Source organism: Desulfoconvexum algidum, assembly GCF_055382125.1.
The window spans coordinates 3042443-3061692 of the sequence record NZ_AP042394.1; the positions used below are offsets into that span (position 1 = coordinate 3042443).

Sequence of the window (19250 nt, forward strand, 5' to 3'; positions counted from 1 at the left end):
AGGAAAATTAAACATGGGAATGATAAACTGTATGAAATTAAATCTTAATCAAGTTCCTGAGATTTCCAATGGCATTATAAAACAAGATTCTTTCTTTGATGAAGTGCCAAGTCTAAATCAAAGACCTTTGGAAAAATGGGCAGAATCAAAATTTAATTTCAAATTTAAGGTTGGCAATGACTGGTATCTTGGTTCCTTTTATAATGATAACTCTAATGTAAATGAAGTCTCATTATCATTTTCAAAGTTTAAATAACATGACCACATAACGAACCGCTGTTCGCAAAATCAATTTAACTAAACCCTCTTTGAATGATCATTGAGGGTTTTTCATTTTATAAGGATCAAAACAAATGGAGAAAAATCAATTCTGGGCTGCTCTCAAATCCGGTGAGTTTGCATCAATGGTAAAGGAATCTTCGAAAGGCAAACAGCTCTTTTCACCAAAGGACGTTTTTAATGTGATGAAACCCATCTTCGCTGAAAAGGATGATGTTGAGAGTATGTATTGTGTCTTTCTGAATACCAAAAACAGGGTCATTGCCATTGAAAAGATGTTTGAGGGTACGATCAATCATTCAATAGTTTATCCCCGTGAAATAATAAAACTGATTATCCTGCTCAAGGCAACTGCTGTCATTCTGATTCATAACCATCCCACAGGAGATCCAGAACCTTCCAATGATGATAAAAAAATCACAATGAAGGTGGGCATATCTCTTTGGAGTATGGACGTTAAACTACATGATCACATAATCGTTGGTGATAGTTATCATTCCATGGCTGATTCCGGATATATCCAAAAAATTAATACCCGCATGAAGGAGATCCTGTTTGCGTAATTTATCCCAAAATCAGAATTGAAGTTTTTAACAGATAATAACTGTCATTACCTTTTTAAAAGTTTTTAACTTATGGAGGTTTTTAACCTATGAAAACCACTGTCTATAATTTCAAAGGAGGTGTCGGAAAAACAGTTCTATCCCTGAATCTGGCGCTTACCTTGGAGTATTCAATGGTCACAAATGATATATATTCTCCGATTGAAAAAGTGCTGGATGAAGATAGAATTCTTAAAATCCACCATGATGAGATCCTTCCCGCATTTCCTGACGACTATAATATTATTTTTGATCTGGGCGGTCATATTGATAAACGTGCAATATCTGCAATCAAACAATCTAACTTTGTCCTGGTGCCGGTGATCAAAGGATTTATCAATATCCAAGTTTCAATTGACACCATCACAGAACTACTGGAATTGAATCAGAATGTGATCATTGTTGCCAATCAGACTACGCCTGGGGATATGAAAGATATTAGAGCTGCCATGGAACGATTCTTTGATTTGCCTGTCTTTGAAATCAAGCAATCAAAATCATTACCCAATATTTTTAAAGAAAAGAAATCTGTTCGTGCAATGGTATCTGAAGGTGGATTGAAAAAATACCATTTCAATGCTGTTGCTGATCAATTCGATTTGATCATTGGATATATGAAAGAGAGGGGATCATGACAGATCTTTCGATTTTCAAAAAGAATGACAGGCAGATTCTAAAGAAATTGTCAGGTAATGAGGGTGGACGTCCTGTTAAAAAAGGATCTGAAAAACTTTCTCAAAAAATAACCATTAATTTTACAATTGCGGAAAAGGTGGCGTTGGTTAACCGGTCAAAAACATTGGGCGGTGTGCCTATTACCACAATGATTCGGAACCTCTTGTTCGAGAATGGCTACATCTGAATCTTAACGGATAATAACTGTTATTAACTGGCTGGAGGTTATTAACTGCTGGTGGAGTTTTTAACTTCTGGACCGGTTAATAACCTTTAAAATCTTTCCTGTAACAAAAAATAAATCATAAAAATCTGGAGATAAAAATATGACAGGACCAACAGAAAAACCCGTTGTAAAATTGATCGATACTAATGGTAATGCATACGCCATAATCGGTCATGTAAAAAAAGCGCTTATTGATGCTGGCGCCGACAAGGAGTATGTATTCAAATATCAGGATGAAGCCATGGCAGGGGATTATAATAATTTGCTTTGTGTGACCATGGATTATGTGCATGTGACGTGATTTGGACTTGCTGGTGATGGAAAAGGAATACCCCCTCTGTAGTGTGAAGAGGGGTTATTCTTTTTTTTCTTCCATCAATACTTTTTCAAAGGCAGTTGTTGTTTTCTCTTTTCCAAAAACTTCAATCATAGCCTTTGTACATGTTTTAACAATGTTTTTTTCTTGACCTATCAAATATCGAATTGAATCAATAAGCCCGATATATTCGATCCTTGACTTTAATGTACTAAACGCAAAGAAAAATCGAATTTTTTTGTTTTTATCATTAAAATAATTTATTTGCTCTGCTTTTCTTATCAAGTAAAGTCTTTCGTTATCCTTTTGTTGTTGGTTTTTGACATTTTTCTCGGTTGAACCTATTTCAGTTGATTCTTTATTTGCATGACCCTCATTTGATTCGTGATTTAAATTGTGAACTGCATCCTGCGGTAGGGCAATTTCATCCTCAGGTATTATATATTCCCAGTTCATTATATTTTCATATTTAAATGTTCTCTTTTCCTGTCTGAGTTCACAAAAGGCGTCAATATACCAAGTGCCATATTTTTCATAAATTTTTAATGGACGAATTGTTCTTTCTGAATTATTTAATTTAAGAACAGAGTTTGGGGTTTCCCTATATGGTTTGCCATATCCTATCCAAATAGATCCATTTTCTTCTATTACTTTTTTAATTTTGGTAACGAAATCATCTAATATTTTATCTTCTATTTCTGTAATATCTTTTTCTGTTTGAGATTCGATTTCTTCCTCTTCAGATAAAAGAGGATCGTTAAGCGTTTTTTTGCTGGTTAAAATATCTTGTACCCGTTGTTCAAATGGTCTCAGTTTCCTTCTGCCCAAAGTCTTAGTCTTGTGTTCATAAACTTTGATTTCATTTTGTTGTTTTTTTGAATATTCGTGGTTGTCAATAACATTATGGATAGTAGGATCTATATTAAAGTTTTCATCTTTCTTAGAATAACGGCGTTGAGAATTTACATCTCTTACCGCGGCAATAAAAAAATGCCATTCGCTTATGCGAGTTATTGTTTGATCTGGGTGTCCGGTTGCCGTTGTATATCGATGTTGTGGAGATTGACCAAATCTTATTATATCATCTCGAACCCTATTCCATGTGATATAATTTACAAAAAGTTCACCTTGATAGATTATATTATCACGCACGAGAATATCGGATGTAAGGAAAGAGCATTTAGATTGTGCCGCCCATTTTGGAGGAGCATACGACCTAACACCCTTTTCAATTCTGATTTGCAGTAATGATAAAATTTCATCTACCGTAGGAAGCCTCCAATCCGAGAATTCAGGGGTTTTTATGGAATCCAAATATTTATTTACTTCAACCCTTAATTCGTCTCTTTTTAAATCGGGTGGCACCGGAATCTGAACCTCCCACTTTATACAATTCTCATTGTTATATTTGTGCCACATGAGTCCAGTCGCTTCGTCTATAATAATTTTATCATCAATGTCTTTAAATTCATTCTGAATATGATTAATCAGACTCCACTCGGAACGACCATAATATTTTTTTTTCTCTAATCTAAAAAATGTTGAATAAATTTCGTAATCAATGACTTTAATTGGAGTCTTTCTAAGTCTATATTTTGTTTTTTTACTCGACCCTAGATGAATATCATCATTAACTGAATTCAAAGTTTTTGTTCTGTTAAAATCACATTTAATAAATTCTTGCATGGGTTCAGATTGAATTGTCTTTCTATTCCTATTCATATTATCTGATTCATTGTTCTCGAACCCTGGCATGATTTTTCTAAAGAAACTAATTATATTTGAATCAACTTTGATATCTTCTTTGCGTATAGGGTTTGTTATTATTAACTGATTTAACTCTTTACATCTACTGAGGGCCACATAAAGCTGGCCAGGTGCAAAAATCTTGGAAGTTAAATCGATGATTACTTTATCGAGAGTCAATCCTTGTGATTTATGGATAGTTATTGCATAGGCTAATTTAAATGGAAACTGACAAAAACTCCCTTTAACCTCTTGGATTATTTCATTGTTTGTTTGATCAAAAGAATATTTTATTTCTTCCCAAGTTTCCCGTTCAACTTTGACAACCTCCCCTGTAGAATTGGATATTTTTACATGAATTTCATCTTTTGAAAGTTTTAATACCACACCGACGGTTCCATTTATCCACCTTTTACTTTTGTCATTTCTTATAAACATAATCTTTGTCCTTTCTTTAAGAACAAGAGGATTAGGGAGATTGTTTTTCTTGGAATCAAAATTCCCTTCGATAAGACCGTGATAAAAAATAAATTCACCTGGGATTTGATTAAGATTGTTGTTATTGATTCTATCTGTAATTTTATTGGTTGAAGTTAAAATAGTATGCTCTGGATAATTATGGTGGTGTATATTTGGCTTATATGCGTTATTCAATAATCGTAAATCATTATCATTGATGGAATTGCTGCGAATACCATTTAATATCCTGACAAAATTCTCATCTTTTTGTCTGAAAATCTCATTAATTATAAGTGATTGAAAATTAGTTTTTTTATAACACCTTGAGCTAAAGAAAAATGGAGATCCATAATTATTTTCTATAAAATCATGTTCCCCTCCTTTTTTAACAACAGGTGGTAATTGGAAAAGATCTCCAAATAAAAGGACTTGGACTCCCCCGAAAGGTGAATTTGAGTCTGTTCGATTTTTTCTCAAAAAAACATCAATTGCATCAAAAAGATCAGCCCGAACCATGGAAATTTCATCAATTATCAGGATATCTAATTTTTCATAAATTGTATTATCTGAAACGGATTGAATACGTGAAGTTTCAATGGGTCCAATCTTAAATTTAAAGAAAGAGTGTATGGTTTGACCGCGAACATTGATAGCAGCAATAGCTGTCGGTGCCAATATAACAGCATTTTTTTTATTTGAATTTACAAATTGTTTTAAAAGCGTTGATTTCCCACTACCAGCCTTTCCTGTAATAAAGTAATTTTCGTCACTTGTTTGTATTTTCCCTAAGGTTTCTTTCTGAGTTAAATAAGATGTGTTTTGAAAAATCCCCACCGGTTCTATTGGGCTTTGATCTGGTTGAGTAAAACAACTATTATCCTTGGATAATTCTGTGTCACAGACTGCAGGTTCTTGAACTAACCCACATTCAATATTGTTTCCATTGAGATTGTCCCAAGCCTCCTCATCTTTTTGAAACCTCCGATGGCTTTTTATAAAAGCTATTATAATAGCTTTAACATCACTATCTTCCAGTTCACTAATATGGCTTTCAACTTCAATCTTCAATTCTTGCATTTTATTTAAAAGAGATTTGTTGGTTATGTGCAGTTTTTTAGCTAATTCAGATACTCTTAATTTTGTCATTAATTCCTCGTATCTATCGTGTAAAAAGTTTTTTAGATCTCAATTCAAAAAAAAATAACCTTGTAATAAACTGCTATATTTAAAAGCGGAGGTGCCCATATAAATAGAAATTTTGATTTTATCTATTGAGAACAGCAGTGTCAATCGGGAAACCCCCGATTTTTCAAAAAGATATCTTGATTTTGAATAGTAGGGAGGGATATAAAATGATAAAAATTATGATCCGAGCATAATACTTTTATTCAATTTCAGATTTAACAAGATCCTTTGCATCAGCACTTATCATTTTCTGACAATGATGACACACCATATTCAGTTTTTTGACATTTCCTTTGAATAAAAATTTTCCGCAATGGGGACACCGGTAGGATTTCAAATTTGGATCGTTCTGAATTGGTGGGATTATCGGTTCTGTAATATTGGAATTGTCCATTTTCCCTAAACGTTCTCGCTATACATTATTTCAATTGAAAGTATCAATACATCATAAAGTCTTTAAAACCCAGAATTTTTTAAAAATAGGGGTTTCCCTGATTGATCTTTTCCTCTTCGTATAATATGATAATAATATTCAACATAAAACCTTTTCAGGAAGGATTAATTCCATGGCTGAAAAGACTTCAAAAGATAAAGATTCATTTCAGAACGAAGATCTCACGACTTATTATTGCCCCCACTGTGGAGAACCTTGTGCTGTTGGAATTTTGCTGCACTTGAAAGTCATTTGTTCACATTGTAATAAATTTTTTGTCATGGCGGGTTTAGGTCAGGAAGAGAATCCATGAAAAGAATTCTAATAATATGCATTTTCATCATTGCGACAATCAACCCCTCTTATGCCCAGGATCAGGAGAAAAATTACTGTCACGATAAAGAATCCTGGAAAGAATGGGATGAGCTTGTCCAAAAATATCCTCACGACATGGATATCCAAATGCTTCATGCTGTAAGAATAGGTTTCTGTAAAAAAATTGAAGCTGGCACCATAGACTTTGAGACTGCAAGGGATGTATTTAATCACCTTCATGAATCCGTTTACAAAAAAGCGAAGAATGAACAAACCCAATGGTTGAAAAAAAATCAATTATGAAAAATTTAATAATAATTTCAATTCTATCGGTGTTTTTTTCTTTGCCCTTATACGCAGATGATGATTCTAATTTCTGCAATAACCCTCAAGCTTGGGATCATATTAATTCAATGGTGGAGAATAACCCTGATGATATCCCGCTTCAGATTCTCCATGCTTTAAAAATTGGATTGTGCGTAAAGATTGGGCAGAACAGCATAAGTTCTCCAGAAGCTGTTCATCTGTTTAATGATATGGTTGATACTATGGCTGAGAAAAGGGATCAAGAAAAGAAGCAGGAAGGGAAAGAGGTGCTGTGAAACTATTTTGAAAAATAATATGTGGATACAATATCAGGTGTTTTGGAATTTTTGATTTAAGATAAGGACTTCACGTTATAGGGCTCTCCGGGATTGCAGTCCAAAATTTACTCAAACAATCTTGAGTTCTATCTAATCAGGTGTATCTCCAATTAAATTGAATAGAAAATCGGGACATTTGATTATACTTAGGCAAATATAATTGAATAGGTCTTTACACAAATTCCTAACATTGATACTGATTTACAGAAAGAAATTTTTAATCGTTGCATTTCGGATATCATTCCAAATGATATTATATTTAGATCTGTATAATAACTGGTTTGGCAAATAAAGGGTTCGCCATGACTGAAGAAAAAGATTTAGAAGGATTAGGAGGTTGGCTTTTTCTCGTAGGTATTGGAATTGTTTTTTCTCCGCTGAAAATCATTGCTTTCCTTTTTTTCACTTATTCGGAAATTTTTTCAAATGGCACATGGCAAGTGCTGACAACTCCAGGAACAGGAGCATACAATACACTATGGGGAGCAATACTAATTGGAGAAATATCAATAAATGGAGCTCTTATTATAGCGTGGCTATTTATAGCCTTCTTGTTTTTCACTAAGAAAAAAGCATTTCCAAAATGCTACATAGGTATTTTGTTGTTTACATCGGCTTTCATACTTATAGATGCAATAGTTATAAAATCAGTCATGCCAAATGAGCCAATATTTGATCCAGAAACGACAAAAGAGTTTGGTCATTCTCTAATAATTACACTAATATGGGTTCCATATATGCTTTTATCAAAGCGAGTTAAAGTCACGTTTGTAGAGAAAACACCTAACAATGCATTGGAGCAGACAGCATATGGTAAGAACCCTAAAGGAATATGTAATGATGCAGAAAGTGATTTTAACCAACCAATTGCTAAAACTTTCCATAGAAAAACTGCGATCAAAGAACCATCTCCACAGTCGAAAACCGATGATTTCAAAATAAAAGAAAAAAATGATATCACAGTAAATGAAAATGAATTATACGAACAAATATGGAAAGAGATAGAAGAAAACAAGGTCGATATCGGTCTATGGGCCAAGTATTTTTCAAGTTGTGATGGGGATGAAAACAAAACCAAAGCCTTATATGTGAAAGAAAGAGTCTTTATTTTAAAAGCGGTCTTAAAAAAGCAATTGATTGATCGAGAGAACGAAACAAAAAAAGAAGCAGAAAAAGAAGCGAAAAGAATTTTAGACTCCCAAGAAAAATCCGAAAGAATGTTGATATTTGAAGGCCGGACAGAAAACATTGATATTTTTGCAAAAACTTTGTCTACTATGCCAACTTTTTTCCCTGATATTTTGGCTCGGTTTGGATGCAGCCTTATTCAAAATGAGGACAGAAAAGAAATGTGGAGCATACGTTCCGGTATTTCGGCTCAGCATCTTTATAATCTTTATGATCTTTATGATCTTCGAACTGAAATCGAAAAAATTGTAGTGAATAATAATATTTTAACCGAAAAAAATGATTCAAAAGGTGATGATAATTTCAGCTCAATGTCGGAAAAAGAATTTAAAGATAGTATTTTTGAAACATATAATAGCGGTGATCTCAAAAAATGTAAGGCATTGTTGGAAGGTTTAATGAGGGAGATCCCAAATAGTAAGTTTATAGATTTTATTGGAAATGATAAATTGAAACAAGTTAATGAAAAACTTGGTATTACAGCCGCTCAACTATGTGTTAGGCCTACACAAAACGAGGATCCCTCGAAGACTAAGGCAGATGGACCGCCTTCTGATCAACCCTCCACCGGTGGCTCCAAGCAAACGGGGCTGCCGTGGGGTTTCGTAGCATTATCAGCTGCAGGCTCCTTCCTCTTTTGGAACAAAGAAAAACTCGGGCAGAAAGGTGGCTTCATTGTCATTATCGGAGCTATCGTCTTGGGTGTCTCGTTCGCGAACATGTTTGGTCGAAAGTGAGTATGTTGTTTCGCGCAAACACAAGAATAGGACGATGAAATGAAATCACACAGGATGCTGCAATTGTTTCTGTTGGCCTTCATCGCGCTGTATTCTCTGACGGCAAGCGCACAAGAGGTAGTGAAAGAGAAGGCTTACCAACTCCAGCTACAATCCGGATGGACTCGAACCAAGAGCGTACCCCAGGGCATTGATGTAGGATTCCGCAAGAAAACGGCAGAAGGAGACTACGCGACCTTCTACTTCCACCACGAAGTCATGCCGCCGGAAGCGGGAGAACCCCCTTCCAACACTTCTGATATGAAGCGTCAGTGGGACACGATGGTTCGGAATCAATATCCCGGTGCCCGTTTGGTAGGAGGGGCAGTTCCCAAGGTAGGTGGCCGGATCCTTATTAACGGCGAATACGAACTCACAGATGATGGGAAGAAAGTACGGCGTCGGTACACATATTTCTTGGCTGGAAGAACTGTATTCGTTGTTCAATCCAGTGCGGTGCCAAGTCAATGGGCGAGCGTTTTGACCGATTTCGACACAATGCTGGCAAGCCTCCAACCCGGAGGCTCGACTACTGAAAAGGAAACGAAATCGGACGAGGCGGCGAAAGCAGAACTGAAACGCGATATTCCAACCCTGCTTGGCTCTCTGCCGTCGATGTGGAAGTGCTCGCTCTCTGATGTGACAATTACCTCGAGTCCTTCTAAGGACAAGCGGGCGCTCATCATTGCCCTTTCGTTTTCCCGCACCGACATCGCCGAAATCTACAACGCGACAAAGACGGTATTTGGCATGATGAAGGCAGGAAAGACAGATTCGGACTTGAATAGCCTTCCGCCACAGACGCAGAGAGCGGCAGGGAGCAGCGGTGAATTCGTCAAATATGTTGGCCAGGTGTGGGGGGCTGCGTGGGGCTCCGTAGCAAATGTCAATCCTGAAATTGAACGCTACACGCTCCCAATTCTTGATTCAAAAGGCTATAGGATTGGCTCGATAAGTATTTCAAGAGAGGATGGGGCCGCGATTCTCACCGGCAAGGTGACGGCGTCCGATGCGAAGAGAGTCGCCAGCATGTATATTTTTGAATGAATGCGTAAAACGGCGAGGGAAGAATAATGCCCAACAAGGCGCTGCACTGGACGTTATGAGCTTATCAAATGAATGATATAATCGAAAAAATACCGTATTTATTCCCAGTGTTTTTTATAGGCATGTGGGTGTTTGTTTCTTTTTTGTTGTCTCTGTTTGGCGGTTGGAGAAATCTTGGCAGCATATATTTGGCTGATGGGAATTTTGCTGGGAAAAAATTTTATTTTCAGAGCCTTAAAATGGGATTGGTTAATTACAATAGTTGCGTAAACATAGGTGTTAATGAGAACTCAATATATATTTCTGTTTTCCCAATATTTCGAGTCGGTCATACGCCTTTAAGAATTCCGTTATCAGAAATTCAAGGCAAAGAATATAAAGGTTGGTTCTTTCGCTACGTAAATATTAAAGCAGCAAGAGCAAAAGATACAAATATCAAATTATTTAAAAAACAAGCGGATAGGATAGAACAAATCACCAAAGGTACTTGGCAGTATGAACGTCGCTCATAACCCTGTTTGCTGCAGCGGACCATTAAACTATATTTCTTTACAATCTTAATCAAACCCATTATTTCATATTCAACTCTTTAATATATCAACTTGATTTCAAGAAATTTTGAAAAAATATTTCCCGGGTTCTGAGCACAATCTACAAACAACAATAAAACGTAATGGGATTATGATAGGCTTGATGATGGCTTTTTCCATATATTTGAATTGCCCAACAGAGCCTAAAAAAAAGTCCATACCATATGTGGTGTTCGGAGAAGTTTATTAAAAAGTGAGACTTACAGGGAAAGTCCACTCCCTTTTTTGAATCTTGAAAAGCGCAGATAATAGCCAGTAGTCAGCTCCTGGCTCGGTTCAATTTTTTATATTATTGAACTAAACCGCTCCGCGGTGGTTGTGCACTTGGGTTTCGAATGCCGATAGTTGAACCAAGAAACAGGTTCATGTAGGGTTATTTGATTGTTTTGACTGGAAATGAATATATTTATGGGGTGGTGGTGTGTGGATATAAAAAATTAAGTTTTTGAGGGTATTTTGATGTATTTTAGGGGGATGATTAGACATACATCTGATAATAAGAAACCCCTTTCTAAATGAATAGAAAAGGGTTTTATAATTGATTGAAAGGGATTATATTTTTTATATGGTTAAATTATAAGGTTCCCTTTTCTTTATATTTAATCTCTTTTTTAAATTTTTTATAACCTATTTTTAAATAATGTGTATTTAGTTCAACTCTAATAGGATATTTTTCCCATCTATAATTTTTAGAAGATTTAGTATCAGGGGATTCATAATAACTATCTACATTTTGTCCAAGTGCATTTGATATTATATCATACCTTTCTTTCATAAATTTTTTGTTCTCTTTTTTATAATCTGTATTACGACTTGTCTTTAAACCAATAAACACTTCATCAAATTTCATAGTTTTTTCGTTTATAATATATCCAATAATATCTAATTTAGTGTTTCCCAATGTTAAATTTTCATCAATCTTGTCATAAACAATATCACCTTCACATTTATGTCTAAACTTAAAATTATTAGTTTTAAAATATGATATATCTGTTCCCCATTTTATTCCTCTAAATTCTTCTAATAAATCTCCACCAAAACAATTAGAATTTATTCCAAATATTACAAATATAGAAATTATAATAATTTTCTTCATACTTCCCCTTTAATATTTAAAATAGTTTATAAGTATTTTTGAAAATACTTATAAAAAACCCTACAAAATCATATGATTTATAGGGGTTTCATAGTCGATTTAAGAAGGTTATTCTATTTTAAGTCTTTCATATAATAATAATCTTCTGCATATGCTTCAATCATAGAATCTAATATTTCTTTCACAAATTGTTTTATTTGTGTATCTGAACCTGCAATCGAATATACTATATAATAATCTTGCCCACATTTTTTATAATTGATAGATGATTCAATCTTGAACATCAATAAACCAAAATAAATTTCCTTTTTTTCATTATACTTATATAATTATAAGGCAATATTCATCCAATTATAATTATTATCATCAGATTTTGGTTTAATTATTTTATAATCTTTAATAAATCCTCTTAACTTTAATTTTACATATTTTCGAATTTCATCTTTTGAAATAAAATTTAGTCCAGTTTCATTTATAATTATTTCAAACTTTCCTATTGGATATTGTGTAATCCATCCATATTCAATTTTATTAGACTCATTAAATTCTTTCATTCTTAATGGTCTATCTGCAATATAAGCAAATACATCATTAAATAATATAAAGATTGATATCAATATGAAGATTATAGATAGACAGATAGATTTTTTATTAGGTTTCATAATATTTCTTCTTTTGTTAATTCATCCATCATTTGAGTTTTTAACTTGTTACTCATATCTTTAAATTTATTTAATTCTTTTTCAGGAATATCTTTTCTTTCTAAAATATAATTATTAATTAATGAGAAATAATCCATAATTTCGAAAAAAGTAATTTCTATTTTGACATCTGAAAAATAAAATGATTTTTTAACAAATAAATCAGTAATTAAATCTATATTTACTTTAGTTATTTTCGATTTATCAAACTCATACCTTACTAAATTTCTAAATGATTTATGTAATACTGATATCAAATTTTCGTAAAATAATAATTTATTTTTATTAATTTCTATTTGGGTTGTTCTTATAATATCAAAACCCATTTTTTTCGTTTCTAAATCTAATAAAAATTTTTTTTGTTGTCTGTCTAATTCAGAAGTAAATTCATTTTGAGATTCTTGTAATTGATTTTTAAACTTAGTTTTTATATATTCCCTATACCATACAGAAAATATTGCAGAGAATAACCCTAAAAAACCTCCAACTATTTTTATAGTTTCTAAAATTGTATCCCAATACATTTCATTAAATCCTTATATAATTTAATTCTCTATATATATTGATAATCTTAAACCATCTTTAAGTTTGATAATCTTTATTTTAAATCATTAAATTCTTTATTCAATTGTATTCTTTTTATAATTCCGGTGGTGGTGTCAATCACTATCCTAGAAGCATTATCATTACTTAATTGATATCTTCCAGTAGATGAACTTCCACCAAACCCTGTTAATAACATCATACAAAGACAAATTAAAAACCCAATAAGAAAAGATTTAAAATCCATTTGTTAATTCTCCTTTTAAATCTGTTGTATTCATTATCTATCTATAATTTGATAATCTTGATTTCATAATGTTGTCAAGGAATAAAAAATTCCTGTTAATTGAAGCCTTAGAGGCTATGACAGGTTTGGACTTCTTCCCTGATCTACACAGTAACGAATGGGAGGATATGGAACGGCAGAGTACCTGGGAAAACTGGGAATAGTTTGATTCCATAACATTGAAATTTTTAAAAGGGGTATCCCGTGGATTACAAAATTATTAATGTAACAATGGAAGATGAATTTAAAGTCTGTCCATCTTGTGGGTATAAGGATGGTTTTCATTCTATGCTTAAAAAAGAAGAAAATATTACTAAATGGCTTTTTATTTGCCCTTCCTGTAGCGATATCTTTGATGTCGGTCATACATTAAAAAATGAACTATAAAGGGAAATGAACAGAAAAGATCGGTTCTTTTTCCCAATTTCCAGATCAAAATGCCCTCGCTCAGTAAAAAGTTTAAAAGATCATGGGCAGACCACAGGATCGCTTGTATCGATCACCATTTAATACTCCGGACATTGTGCAGAATTGTTTTAGCAAGGGTGTTGCCTTCGAGTATGCGCCCTGGGGGAGCAGGTAGATAACCGGCTGCTGTGTTTTTATGTCTTTCCCATGTCTGGCCGGGAAAAAAAAGGGTATATAACAGGGTTCCTTTCTGTGAAGATTCACAGCGTTAGTCCACAGGATTTTTTGAATCCAGGAAGACCATGGCTTCACGTTATAGTGCTCACCCCTTGCAAACAAAGGACTTCATAGTCAACAGGCGCAAGTAAAGTGTACTCTATATACAATACGAGGTCTGTCTTTTATATGAATTTCCAAAATTCCTCTTGATTACTGCTATTTGTATCGAAAATTTTTCGTTTTTCAAGATCATACGTTGTGCATATGTGATCAAGTAAGTTTTTCTCTATTTTATATTGTCTTGGTACTGGGAGATCTCTTTCAAAAAAGAAGTCATCATTTAATTTATCGAAATTTCTTTCTAATTCCACTACCTTATATCCATCCATTCTTGTAGGATATTTACATTGCTTGATTGCCAACATTACAGATTCTAAGACTCCAGGTAATCTTAGTAAGTCTTTTAAATAATCTTGAATACCTATAGTGTCATAAGGCAAAATTTCTCCCATCAAGGTTAATATTCCAAGCCCAAGAAATAAATCTTTTTTGAAAGATGGTCTTTCAATGATTACTCTACTTAAAAAATATTTCATGTTATTTTTCTTAAAGAGCTCAAGATTATTATACTTTAATATTAAAAAAGCCAAATAGATAGAAGGTTCTGATGAAAGAGCAACCGCAATTGCTATTGGTGGTTGATATTGTTCAATATAATTTCTGATTAGGGGTGTAAATGGACACCTAACCAAATATTCCGCACACAGATATTCTTGCAGTGACAAGTGTGAAAACTCATACATTCCATTATAGGTAGCAGAAATAATCCCATTGTGGGTTTCAATTTCATTAATTACATCTTTTGCACTCTCTGGAGGTAAGTTAAAATCATTGTAAATATATTCATAACACTTTAAGAGTTGTTGTTCAGAAAATACTTTTGTTTTAATCTTGTAGGTTAGATGAAACGATAAGGATGATAGAAAAGAGATCTTGACTTCTGGGTCAAATTTAGAATATTTTGAAATTCTCCTGATTCTTCTATCAGCATCCCACTCTTCCAGCAGTAGGCTTATTGCTTTTTTGTAGACCAGCGAAGGTTTCTCTGGAAGTCTCTCGTATTTTTCATAGATCATCAGCAATTGGCATAACAATAAGGGTCGATCAACGGTATCAAAAAAAGGAAGCTTCTTAATTCCACTTATAAATCCAACTGAGTCTGTAATCCATGATTTCGCAATTTGCTCAATTTGAGAGAGATCTAATGGAAGTATCTCTAAAAGATCAAATCCTTTTATTAAATGTCTATAGTAACCTGATCTACAAGTGATAACAATTTTACAAAAACGCAACTTCTTAGCTAATAATTCAATTTCAGACTCAATTTTTTCGGAAATGGATGTTTCTATTTCATCTAGTCCATCCAATAATAAAATCGCTTTTGATGAATCCAGTAATTTAGGAATATGTTTTTCAATTCTTTCATCTTCGACGACAGTAGAGTAGAAAACTTTTCCATCAGCATCTTTTTCTTCTTTGTCCTGGTATTTTACTCCATATATGTTTGCTATATTTTTATAAAGAGATATTTTGGAATTGTACTCTCGGAATAGGATCAAAACAGGATATTGATATATATCGTTATCGCTGGTTGGTTCTTTAAATAAATAATTTTGACATATTCTTTTAAGCGTCGTGGTTTTTCCAGAACCAGGTGGACCTGTTATTATATGATTATTCTCATTGGTTAGGATAAAGGTCTCATCAAGTATTTTTTCACATTGAGCACCCTTTGGTGTAAATTTTTTTAAATCGTCTGATATTCTAAGTTTTATTGTATGTGTGTTTATGTTTTTAGCTTTACTCATCCCATAAAACTGAATGTTTGAGCTCCAATTAGCTATTTCAATTAGATGATCTGATATTGCTTTTTCGATATTGTGAGATGATGGTTTCGTTAAATATCGTTTTATTGATGGCTTTATTAAGTCTAATACAAAACTGATCGAACTCTTTGCAATTACTTCAGAAATAGCCATAGGTAATCTCTGCATCCTTTTATCTAAACAAATAAATTCAAACGGCAAAAAATATTCTGTCCCTTATAATCCTTAAAATGTCGACAAAAAAAAAGTTTAGCACTATTAAAAATGGTTTACAAAGTTTTTATTCAGCTTTTTATATAGGTGAATGGGGACTAATGGTAATAGGCTTTTTTATTACCCCTGAATTTCAAGGGGTGGATTATTATTAACATGGCTCTACATTTTTGAAAATAGGACAGATCCCACATATTGTGGTTGTAGAATTTTCGAAAAACGCCCATAATTACAGATAGTCCACAGGTTTTTTTCTAGCCATCCTACTTGTTTATAGCCGAATCTCAAAGATACCTTTTTATTTGTTGAATATTGGAAGAATTTGGTGTGTGTCAAGTACTGCTGTGGATTTGATTATACCGTGAATTTTTCTTATGAAATTATTTCGATTTTTTAGTTGTCATAATCACTTGAGGTTTGAATCACATTGTATTATGGAAGTGAATAATCTAAGCTTGAAAGCAATTCATTTTTATAAGGACATCAAATGAAAAACCCGTTTAAACCAAGCCAAATAGTCAGCCAACCTGACGAATTTTATGGTAGAAACAATGAGATAACAACTCTTGGGAGATTAATTGGGCAAGGATCAATAGCAATCCAAGGTAGTTTTGGAGTAGGGAAATCTTCCTTAATGTCCCGCACGCTTCTTCATATGGATGGGTTTGGGGCTGAAAAAATTTGTTCTTATAAAATCGTAGTTGGTCATTCTGATATAAAAAATATCGAGCTGGCAGCAAAACTGGTATTAGAAGAACTTGTAGATGTCGACTCTCGTTCTCATAGTTTGACTGTAGGAATACCAAAGGTTGCCAGTTTTTCTTCAAAAGAAGCATATACTCTTTTTCAAGAGGGTAGGAATCTTGCGGCATTAAATAAGATAATTGAAAATACGGCATTCAAAGAAGCTATTTCTAATCAAGGTTATTTTGTGATTGCAATTGATGAGGTCGAGAAGTGTGCTCCTGCAATTGCAAAATTAATTAGACAGATAAACACGAAAGCAGAACTCAATGGCATTGATAATATACGTTTTATCTTCGCAGGTGTAAGTCCCTTTGTTGAAAAAATGGTCGCCGAAGATCAAGGTGTAATGAGATTTATTTATGAGGTTTTAGATTTACAACCATTTTCCCAAGAAGATGCACAAGATTTTTTAGATAGAAAATTCCATTTTGTCATAAAAAGTGCTGAACAAGCTGGTATGCCAGTAAAGGTTGATCCAATAGTAATTGATCGAATAATGCAACTTTCAGGAGGGCATCCCCACTTGTTACAACTTTTGGGCTCTCATGTGGTGGAACATGAATATTCATACCCAGATGGGGTAATAGATAGTGAAAACTTAATGGGTTCTCTAAATAAAATATGTTATCAAAAACGAGCAGCAGTTTACGATAAGTTAATACATGATATGAAGGTTGAGGCAAAATATGATCCATATTTTACAATAATTAGTCAGATGGGGGGAGAATTTCCAGGAAAAATAGATATATCTTCCATTATTAAGTTTGTTGAAAAAGAGGATATTAATTGGTTTCTAAATCAAAATATTCTTGTAGTACATGGTGATCAGTATGAAATTGTGGATGAATTATTAAGAGTTAGGGTTTTTATGGATGTGTCAGAAGATGCTGAAAATATTGAAAAAGAGCTTATTTCATATGGCAGAATTAGAGATAATGATGATGATGATGAATCATCCTGTTTTTTCGATTAAAACTAATAAATAAATTTTTCTTTTGATAGTATTAGATTTTCCAACTCGGAACTTTAACCGGGTCAGTATTTGCTAAAATATCAGTTTGGAACTGGGTTAAAAGCCCGGACTATTATTAATCTGTTGCGAGTGGCCTTAACTGGTTGAATTTATAACAGATTTCTACCTTCCCCGTGGAAGTGAGTATCGCTTTTAAATTCAATAACTTACAAGACATTTGAAAAATCCGGAAAAAAACTGGCAACCTAATTATTAATAAGGCTCCGTCCTGACGAAATTTGGGCACTCCCACATATGGTATAGAGGGTTTTTCTATCTTTGAGTTTTTTATTCAATTATATGAGCCAATGGCTTTATGGCCGGGCATTCTTCCAGATTACAGTTGATATATATAAAAATTATAGCAACAACTTTTCTTGAATCCTCACACCCATTCTGATATTCCTTAAAAACAATTCAACATATAAAATATAAGAATCGGAGCAACCTTGTTCATATTTCTAGATACAGAAACAACCGGAACTGAAAAAGAAGACAGATTATGCCAACTCGCCTATAAACTCGACACTGGTGAGATTGTAAACGAATTATTCAGACCGCCATTGCCAATTGCCATTGAACCAATGAGTATTCACCATATTACGAATGAAATGGTGGCTGATAAACCAGCATTTAAGGACAGCCCTGAATATCAAAAATTGGTCGATTTATTAAAAGATGATACCAATATACTGGTCGCCCATAATGCTAAATTTGATGTTGATATGCTCGTCAAAGAAGGTGTCCACCCAAAAAAGATAATCTGTACATTGAAGTTGGCCAGGCACCTGGATCCGAATGGTGTTATTCCCAAATACAAACTTCAATATTTAAGATACTACCTGGGCATTCAAATTGAAGCCACCGCCCATGATGCCTTGGGTGATATTCTGGTCCTTGAAAAGTTGTTTGAGAGATTATTTATAAAGATGAGTAAGGATATCGTTCCCGCTGCTGTTGATGACAAAATGATGGATATTTCAAGTAAACCGGTTTTGTTGAGTCGGATGTATTTCGGGAAACATAAGGGACAGCTTTTCAGGGATATTCCCAAAGATTATTTAAAGTGGTTGTCTGGTAAAGATGATCTGGATGAGGATATGAGGTTTACTGTGGGGTATTATTTAAAATAATAAAAATACAATTATACAGGTGTTGAAATGGAAAAAAAATGGCTCTCAGCATTCAGTAACATGACCTATGGAATTTATGTTTTAACAGTTAAATATGATGATACTGTTAATGGTATGATTGCATCATGGGTAACTCAGGTATCATATGAGCCCCCCCTGATTCTGGTGGCTGTTCATCCAAACCGATATTCCCATAACCTGATTGAAAAAAGTGATGCCTTTGCATTGCATGTACTGGACAAATCGCAAAAAGATATGCTGAAAAGGTTTAAAGGTCCTGACCCTGAGAAAAAATTTGTTGATCTTTCCTGGGAAACTAAAAAAACAGGAGCACCAATTTTAAAAGATTGTATGGCGTGGTTTGAATTACAGGTCAAAGAACGCCATGATCCTGGTAATCATACTCTTTTTATTGGAGAAGTTATAAACAGCGGGGTTAATTCACCAGGCACTCCTCTTTGCACTTTGGAATATGATGGAATGTATATTGGAAAACAATAAGAAAAAAGCAACCTGTCTCTGCGG

Annotated in this window: 21 protein-coding genes; 15 read left to right on the top strand and 6 right to left on the bottom strand. The window is 33.7% G+C overall.

All coding sequences use genetic code 11. The features are described from left to right. The first annotated feature begins 13 nt into the window (after positions 1–13). The 5 genes from ACZ45G_RS14065 (at position 14) to ACZ45G_RS14085 (ending at position 2083) form a co-directional block, all read left to right on the top strand. Positions 14–256: a hypothetical protein gene (locus ACZ45G_RS14065; protein WP_464179163.1), complete on the top strand. Its 243-nt coding sequence runs from the start codon at positions 14–16 to the stop codon at positions 254–256. Positions 257–353: 97 nt separating this feature from the next. Beyond that, the gene (locus ACZ45G_RS14070) at positions 354–842 is read left to right on the top strand and encodes a JAB domain-containing protein (RefSeq protein WP_464179165.1); all 489 of its coding nucleotides are present in this window, start codon (positions 354–356) and stop codon (positions 840–842) included. 89 nt (positions 843–931) lie between these two features. Further along, complete coding sequence (locus tag ACZ45G_RS14075; protein WP_464179167.1) at positions 932–1516, top strand: P-loop NTPase family protein; 585 nt, start codon at positions 932–934, stop codon at positions 1514–1516. Next, positions 1513–1743 (top strand): hypothetical protein, encoded by a 231-nt coding sequence (locus tag ACZ45G_RS14080; RefSeq protein ID WP_464179169.1) that lies wholly within the window; start codon positions 1513–1515, stop codon positions 1741–1743. Before ACZ45G_RS14075 ends, ACZ45G_RS14080 begins: the two co-directional genes overlap by 4 nt. 139 nt (positions 1744–1882) lie before the next feature. Further along, positions 1883–2083, top strand: a complete 201-nt coding sequence (locus ACZ45G_RS14085; RefSeq protein ID WP_464179171.1) for a hypothetical protein — start codon at positions 1883–1885, stop codon at positions 2081–2083. Positions 2084–2137: 54 nt separating this feature from the next. Here the strand turns inward: ACZ45G_RS14085 and ACZ45G_RS14090 are convergent, their stop codons facing one another. After that, positions 2138–5449, bottom strand: a complete 3312-nt coding sequence (locus ACZ45G_RS14090; protein WP_464179173.1) for a translation initiation factor IF-2 N-terminal domain-containing protein — start codon at positions 5447–5449, stop codon at positions 2138–2140. A gap of 605 nt (positions 5450–6054) precedes the next feature. Here ACZ45G_RS14090 and ACZ45G_RS14095 point away from each other — a divergent pair. The 6 genes from ACZ45G_RS14095 to ACZ45G_RS14120 all read left to right on the top strand — a co-directional run bounded on the left by ACZ45G_RS14095 (position 6055) and on the right by ACZ45G_RS14120 (position 10403). Continuing rightward, positions 6055–6234, top strand: coding sequence for a hypothetical protein (locus ACZ45G_RS14095; protein WP_464179175.1), 180 nt, complete (start codon positions 6055–6057; stop codon positions 6232–6234). Continuing rightward, positions 6231–6539, top strand: coding sequence for a hypothetical protein (locus tag ACZ45G_RS14100; protein WP_464179177.1), 309 nt, complete (start codon positions 6231–6233; stop codon positions 6537–6539). The genes ACZ45G_RS14095 and ACZ45G_RS14100 overlap by 4 nt, the downstream gene beginning before the upstream one ends. Further along, positions 6515–6838 (top strand): hypothetical protein, encoded by a 324-nt coding sequence (locus ACZ45G_RS14105; protein ID WP_464179179.1) that lies wholly within the window; start codon positions 6515–6517, stop codon positions 6836–6838. The genes ACZ45G_RS14100 and ACZ45G_RS14105 overlap by 25 nt, the downstream gene beginning before the upstream one ends. 344 nt (positions 6839–7182) lie before the next feature. Further along, positions 7183–8805 (top strand): DUF2569 domain-containing protein, encoded by a 1623-nt coding sequence (locus ACZ45G_RS14110; protein ID WP_464179181.1) that lies wholly within the window; start codon positions 7183–7185, stop codon positions 8803–8805. A 39-nt stretch (positions 8806–8844) separates the two neighbouring features. After that, positions 8845–9891 carry a hypothetical protein gene (locus tag ACZ45G_RS14115; protein WP_464179183.1) on the top strand — a complete coding sequence of 349 codons (1047 nt, stop codon included), beginning with the start codon at positions 8845–8847 and terminating at the stop codon, positions 9889–9891. A 68-nt stretch (positions 9892–9959) separates the two neighbouring features. After that, positions 9960–10403, top strand: a complete 444-nt coding sequence (locus tag ACZ45G_RS14120; RefSeq protein WP_464179185.1) for a hypothetical protein — start codon at positions 9960–9962, stop codon at positions 10401–10403. 652 nt (positions 10404–11055) lie between these two features. On the opposite strand, the gene ACZ45G_RS14125 is transcribed toward ACZ45G_RS14120, so the two are convergent. From ACZ45G_RS14125 to ACZ45G_RS14140, 4 genes are all read right to left on the bottom strand, one after another. After that, on the bottom strand, positions 11056–11577 hold the full coding sequence (locus ACZ45G_RS14125) for a hypothetical protein (protein ID WP_464179187.1): 522 nt from the start codon (positions 11575–11577) through the stop codon (positions 11056–11058). Between the two features lie 329 nt (positions 11578–11906). Continuing rightward, positions 11907–12239: a hypothetical protein gene (locus ACZ45G_RS14130; protein WP_464179189.1), complete on the bottom strand. Its 333-nt coding sequence runs from the start codon at positions 12237–12239 to the stop codon at positions 11907–11909. Then, on the bottom strand, positions 12236–12802 hold the full coding sequence (locus ACZ45G_RS14135) for a hypothetical protein (protein WP_464179191.1): 567 nt from the start codon (positions 12800–12802) through the stop codon (positions 12236–12238). Before ACZ45G_RS14135 ends, ACZ45G_RS14130 begins: the two co-directional genes overlap by 4 nt. Before the next feature lie 74 nt (positions 12803–12876). Next, complete coding sequence (locus ACZ45G_RS14140; RefSeq protein ID WP_464179193.1) at positions 12877–13068, bottom strand: hypothetical protein; 192 nt, start codon at positions 13066–13068, stop codon at positions 12877–12879. Positions 13069–13311: 243 nt separating this feature from the next. On the opposite strand from ACZ45G_RS14140, the gene ACZ45G_RS14145 reads away from it, so the two are divergent. Beyond that, on the top strand, positions 13312–13494 hold the full coding sequence (locus ACZ45G_RS14145; RefSeq protein WP_464179195.1) for a hypothetical protein: 183 nt from the start codon (positions 13312–13314) through the stop codon (positions 13492–13494). Between the two features lie 422 nt (positions 13495–13916). Here the strand turns inward: ACZ45G_RS14145 and ACZ45G_RS14150 are convergent, their stop codons facing one another. Next, positions 13917–15773: an NACHT domain-containing protein gene (locus ACZ45G_RS14150; RefSeq protein WP_464179197.1), complete on the bottom strand. Its 1857-nt coding sequence runs from the start codon at positions 15771–15773 to the stop codon at positions 13917–13919. Positions 15774–16320: 547 nt separating this feature from the next. On the opposite strand from ACZ45G_RS14150, the gene ACZ45G_RS14155 reads away from it, so the two are divergent. From ACZ45G_RS14155 to ACZ45G_RS14165, 3 genes are all read left to right on the top strand, one after another. Then, positions 16321–17553, top strand: coding sequence for an ATP-binding protein (locus tag ACZ45G_RS14155; protein ID WP_464179199.1), 1233 nt, complete (start codon positions 16321–16323; stop codon positions 17551–17553). 488 nt (positions 17554–18041) lie between these two features. Beyond that, positions 18042–18725, top strand: coding sequence for a putative quorum-sensing-regulated virulence factor (locus ACZ45G_RS14160; RefSeq protein ID WP_464179201.1), 684 nt, complete (start codon positions 18042–18044; stop codon positions 18723–18725). 27 nt (positions 18726–18752) lie between these two features. Further along, a complete protein-coding gene (locus ACZ45G_RS14165) occupies positions 18753–19226 on the top strand; it encodes a flavin reductase family protein (RefSeq protein ID WP_464179203.1) in 474 nt (157 codons plus the stop codon). Positions 19227–19250: the final 24 nt, after the last annotated feature.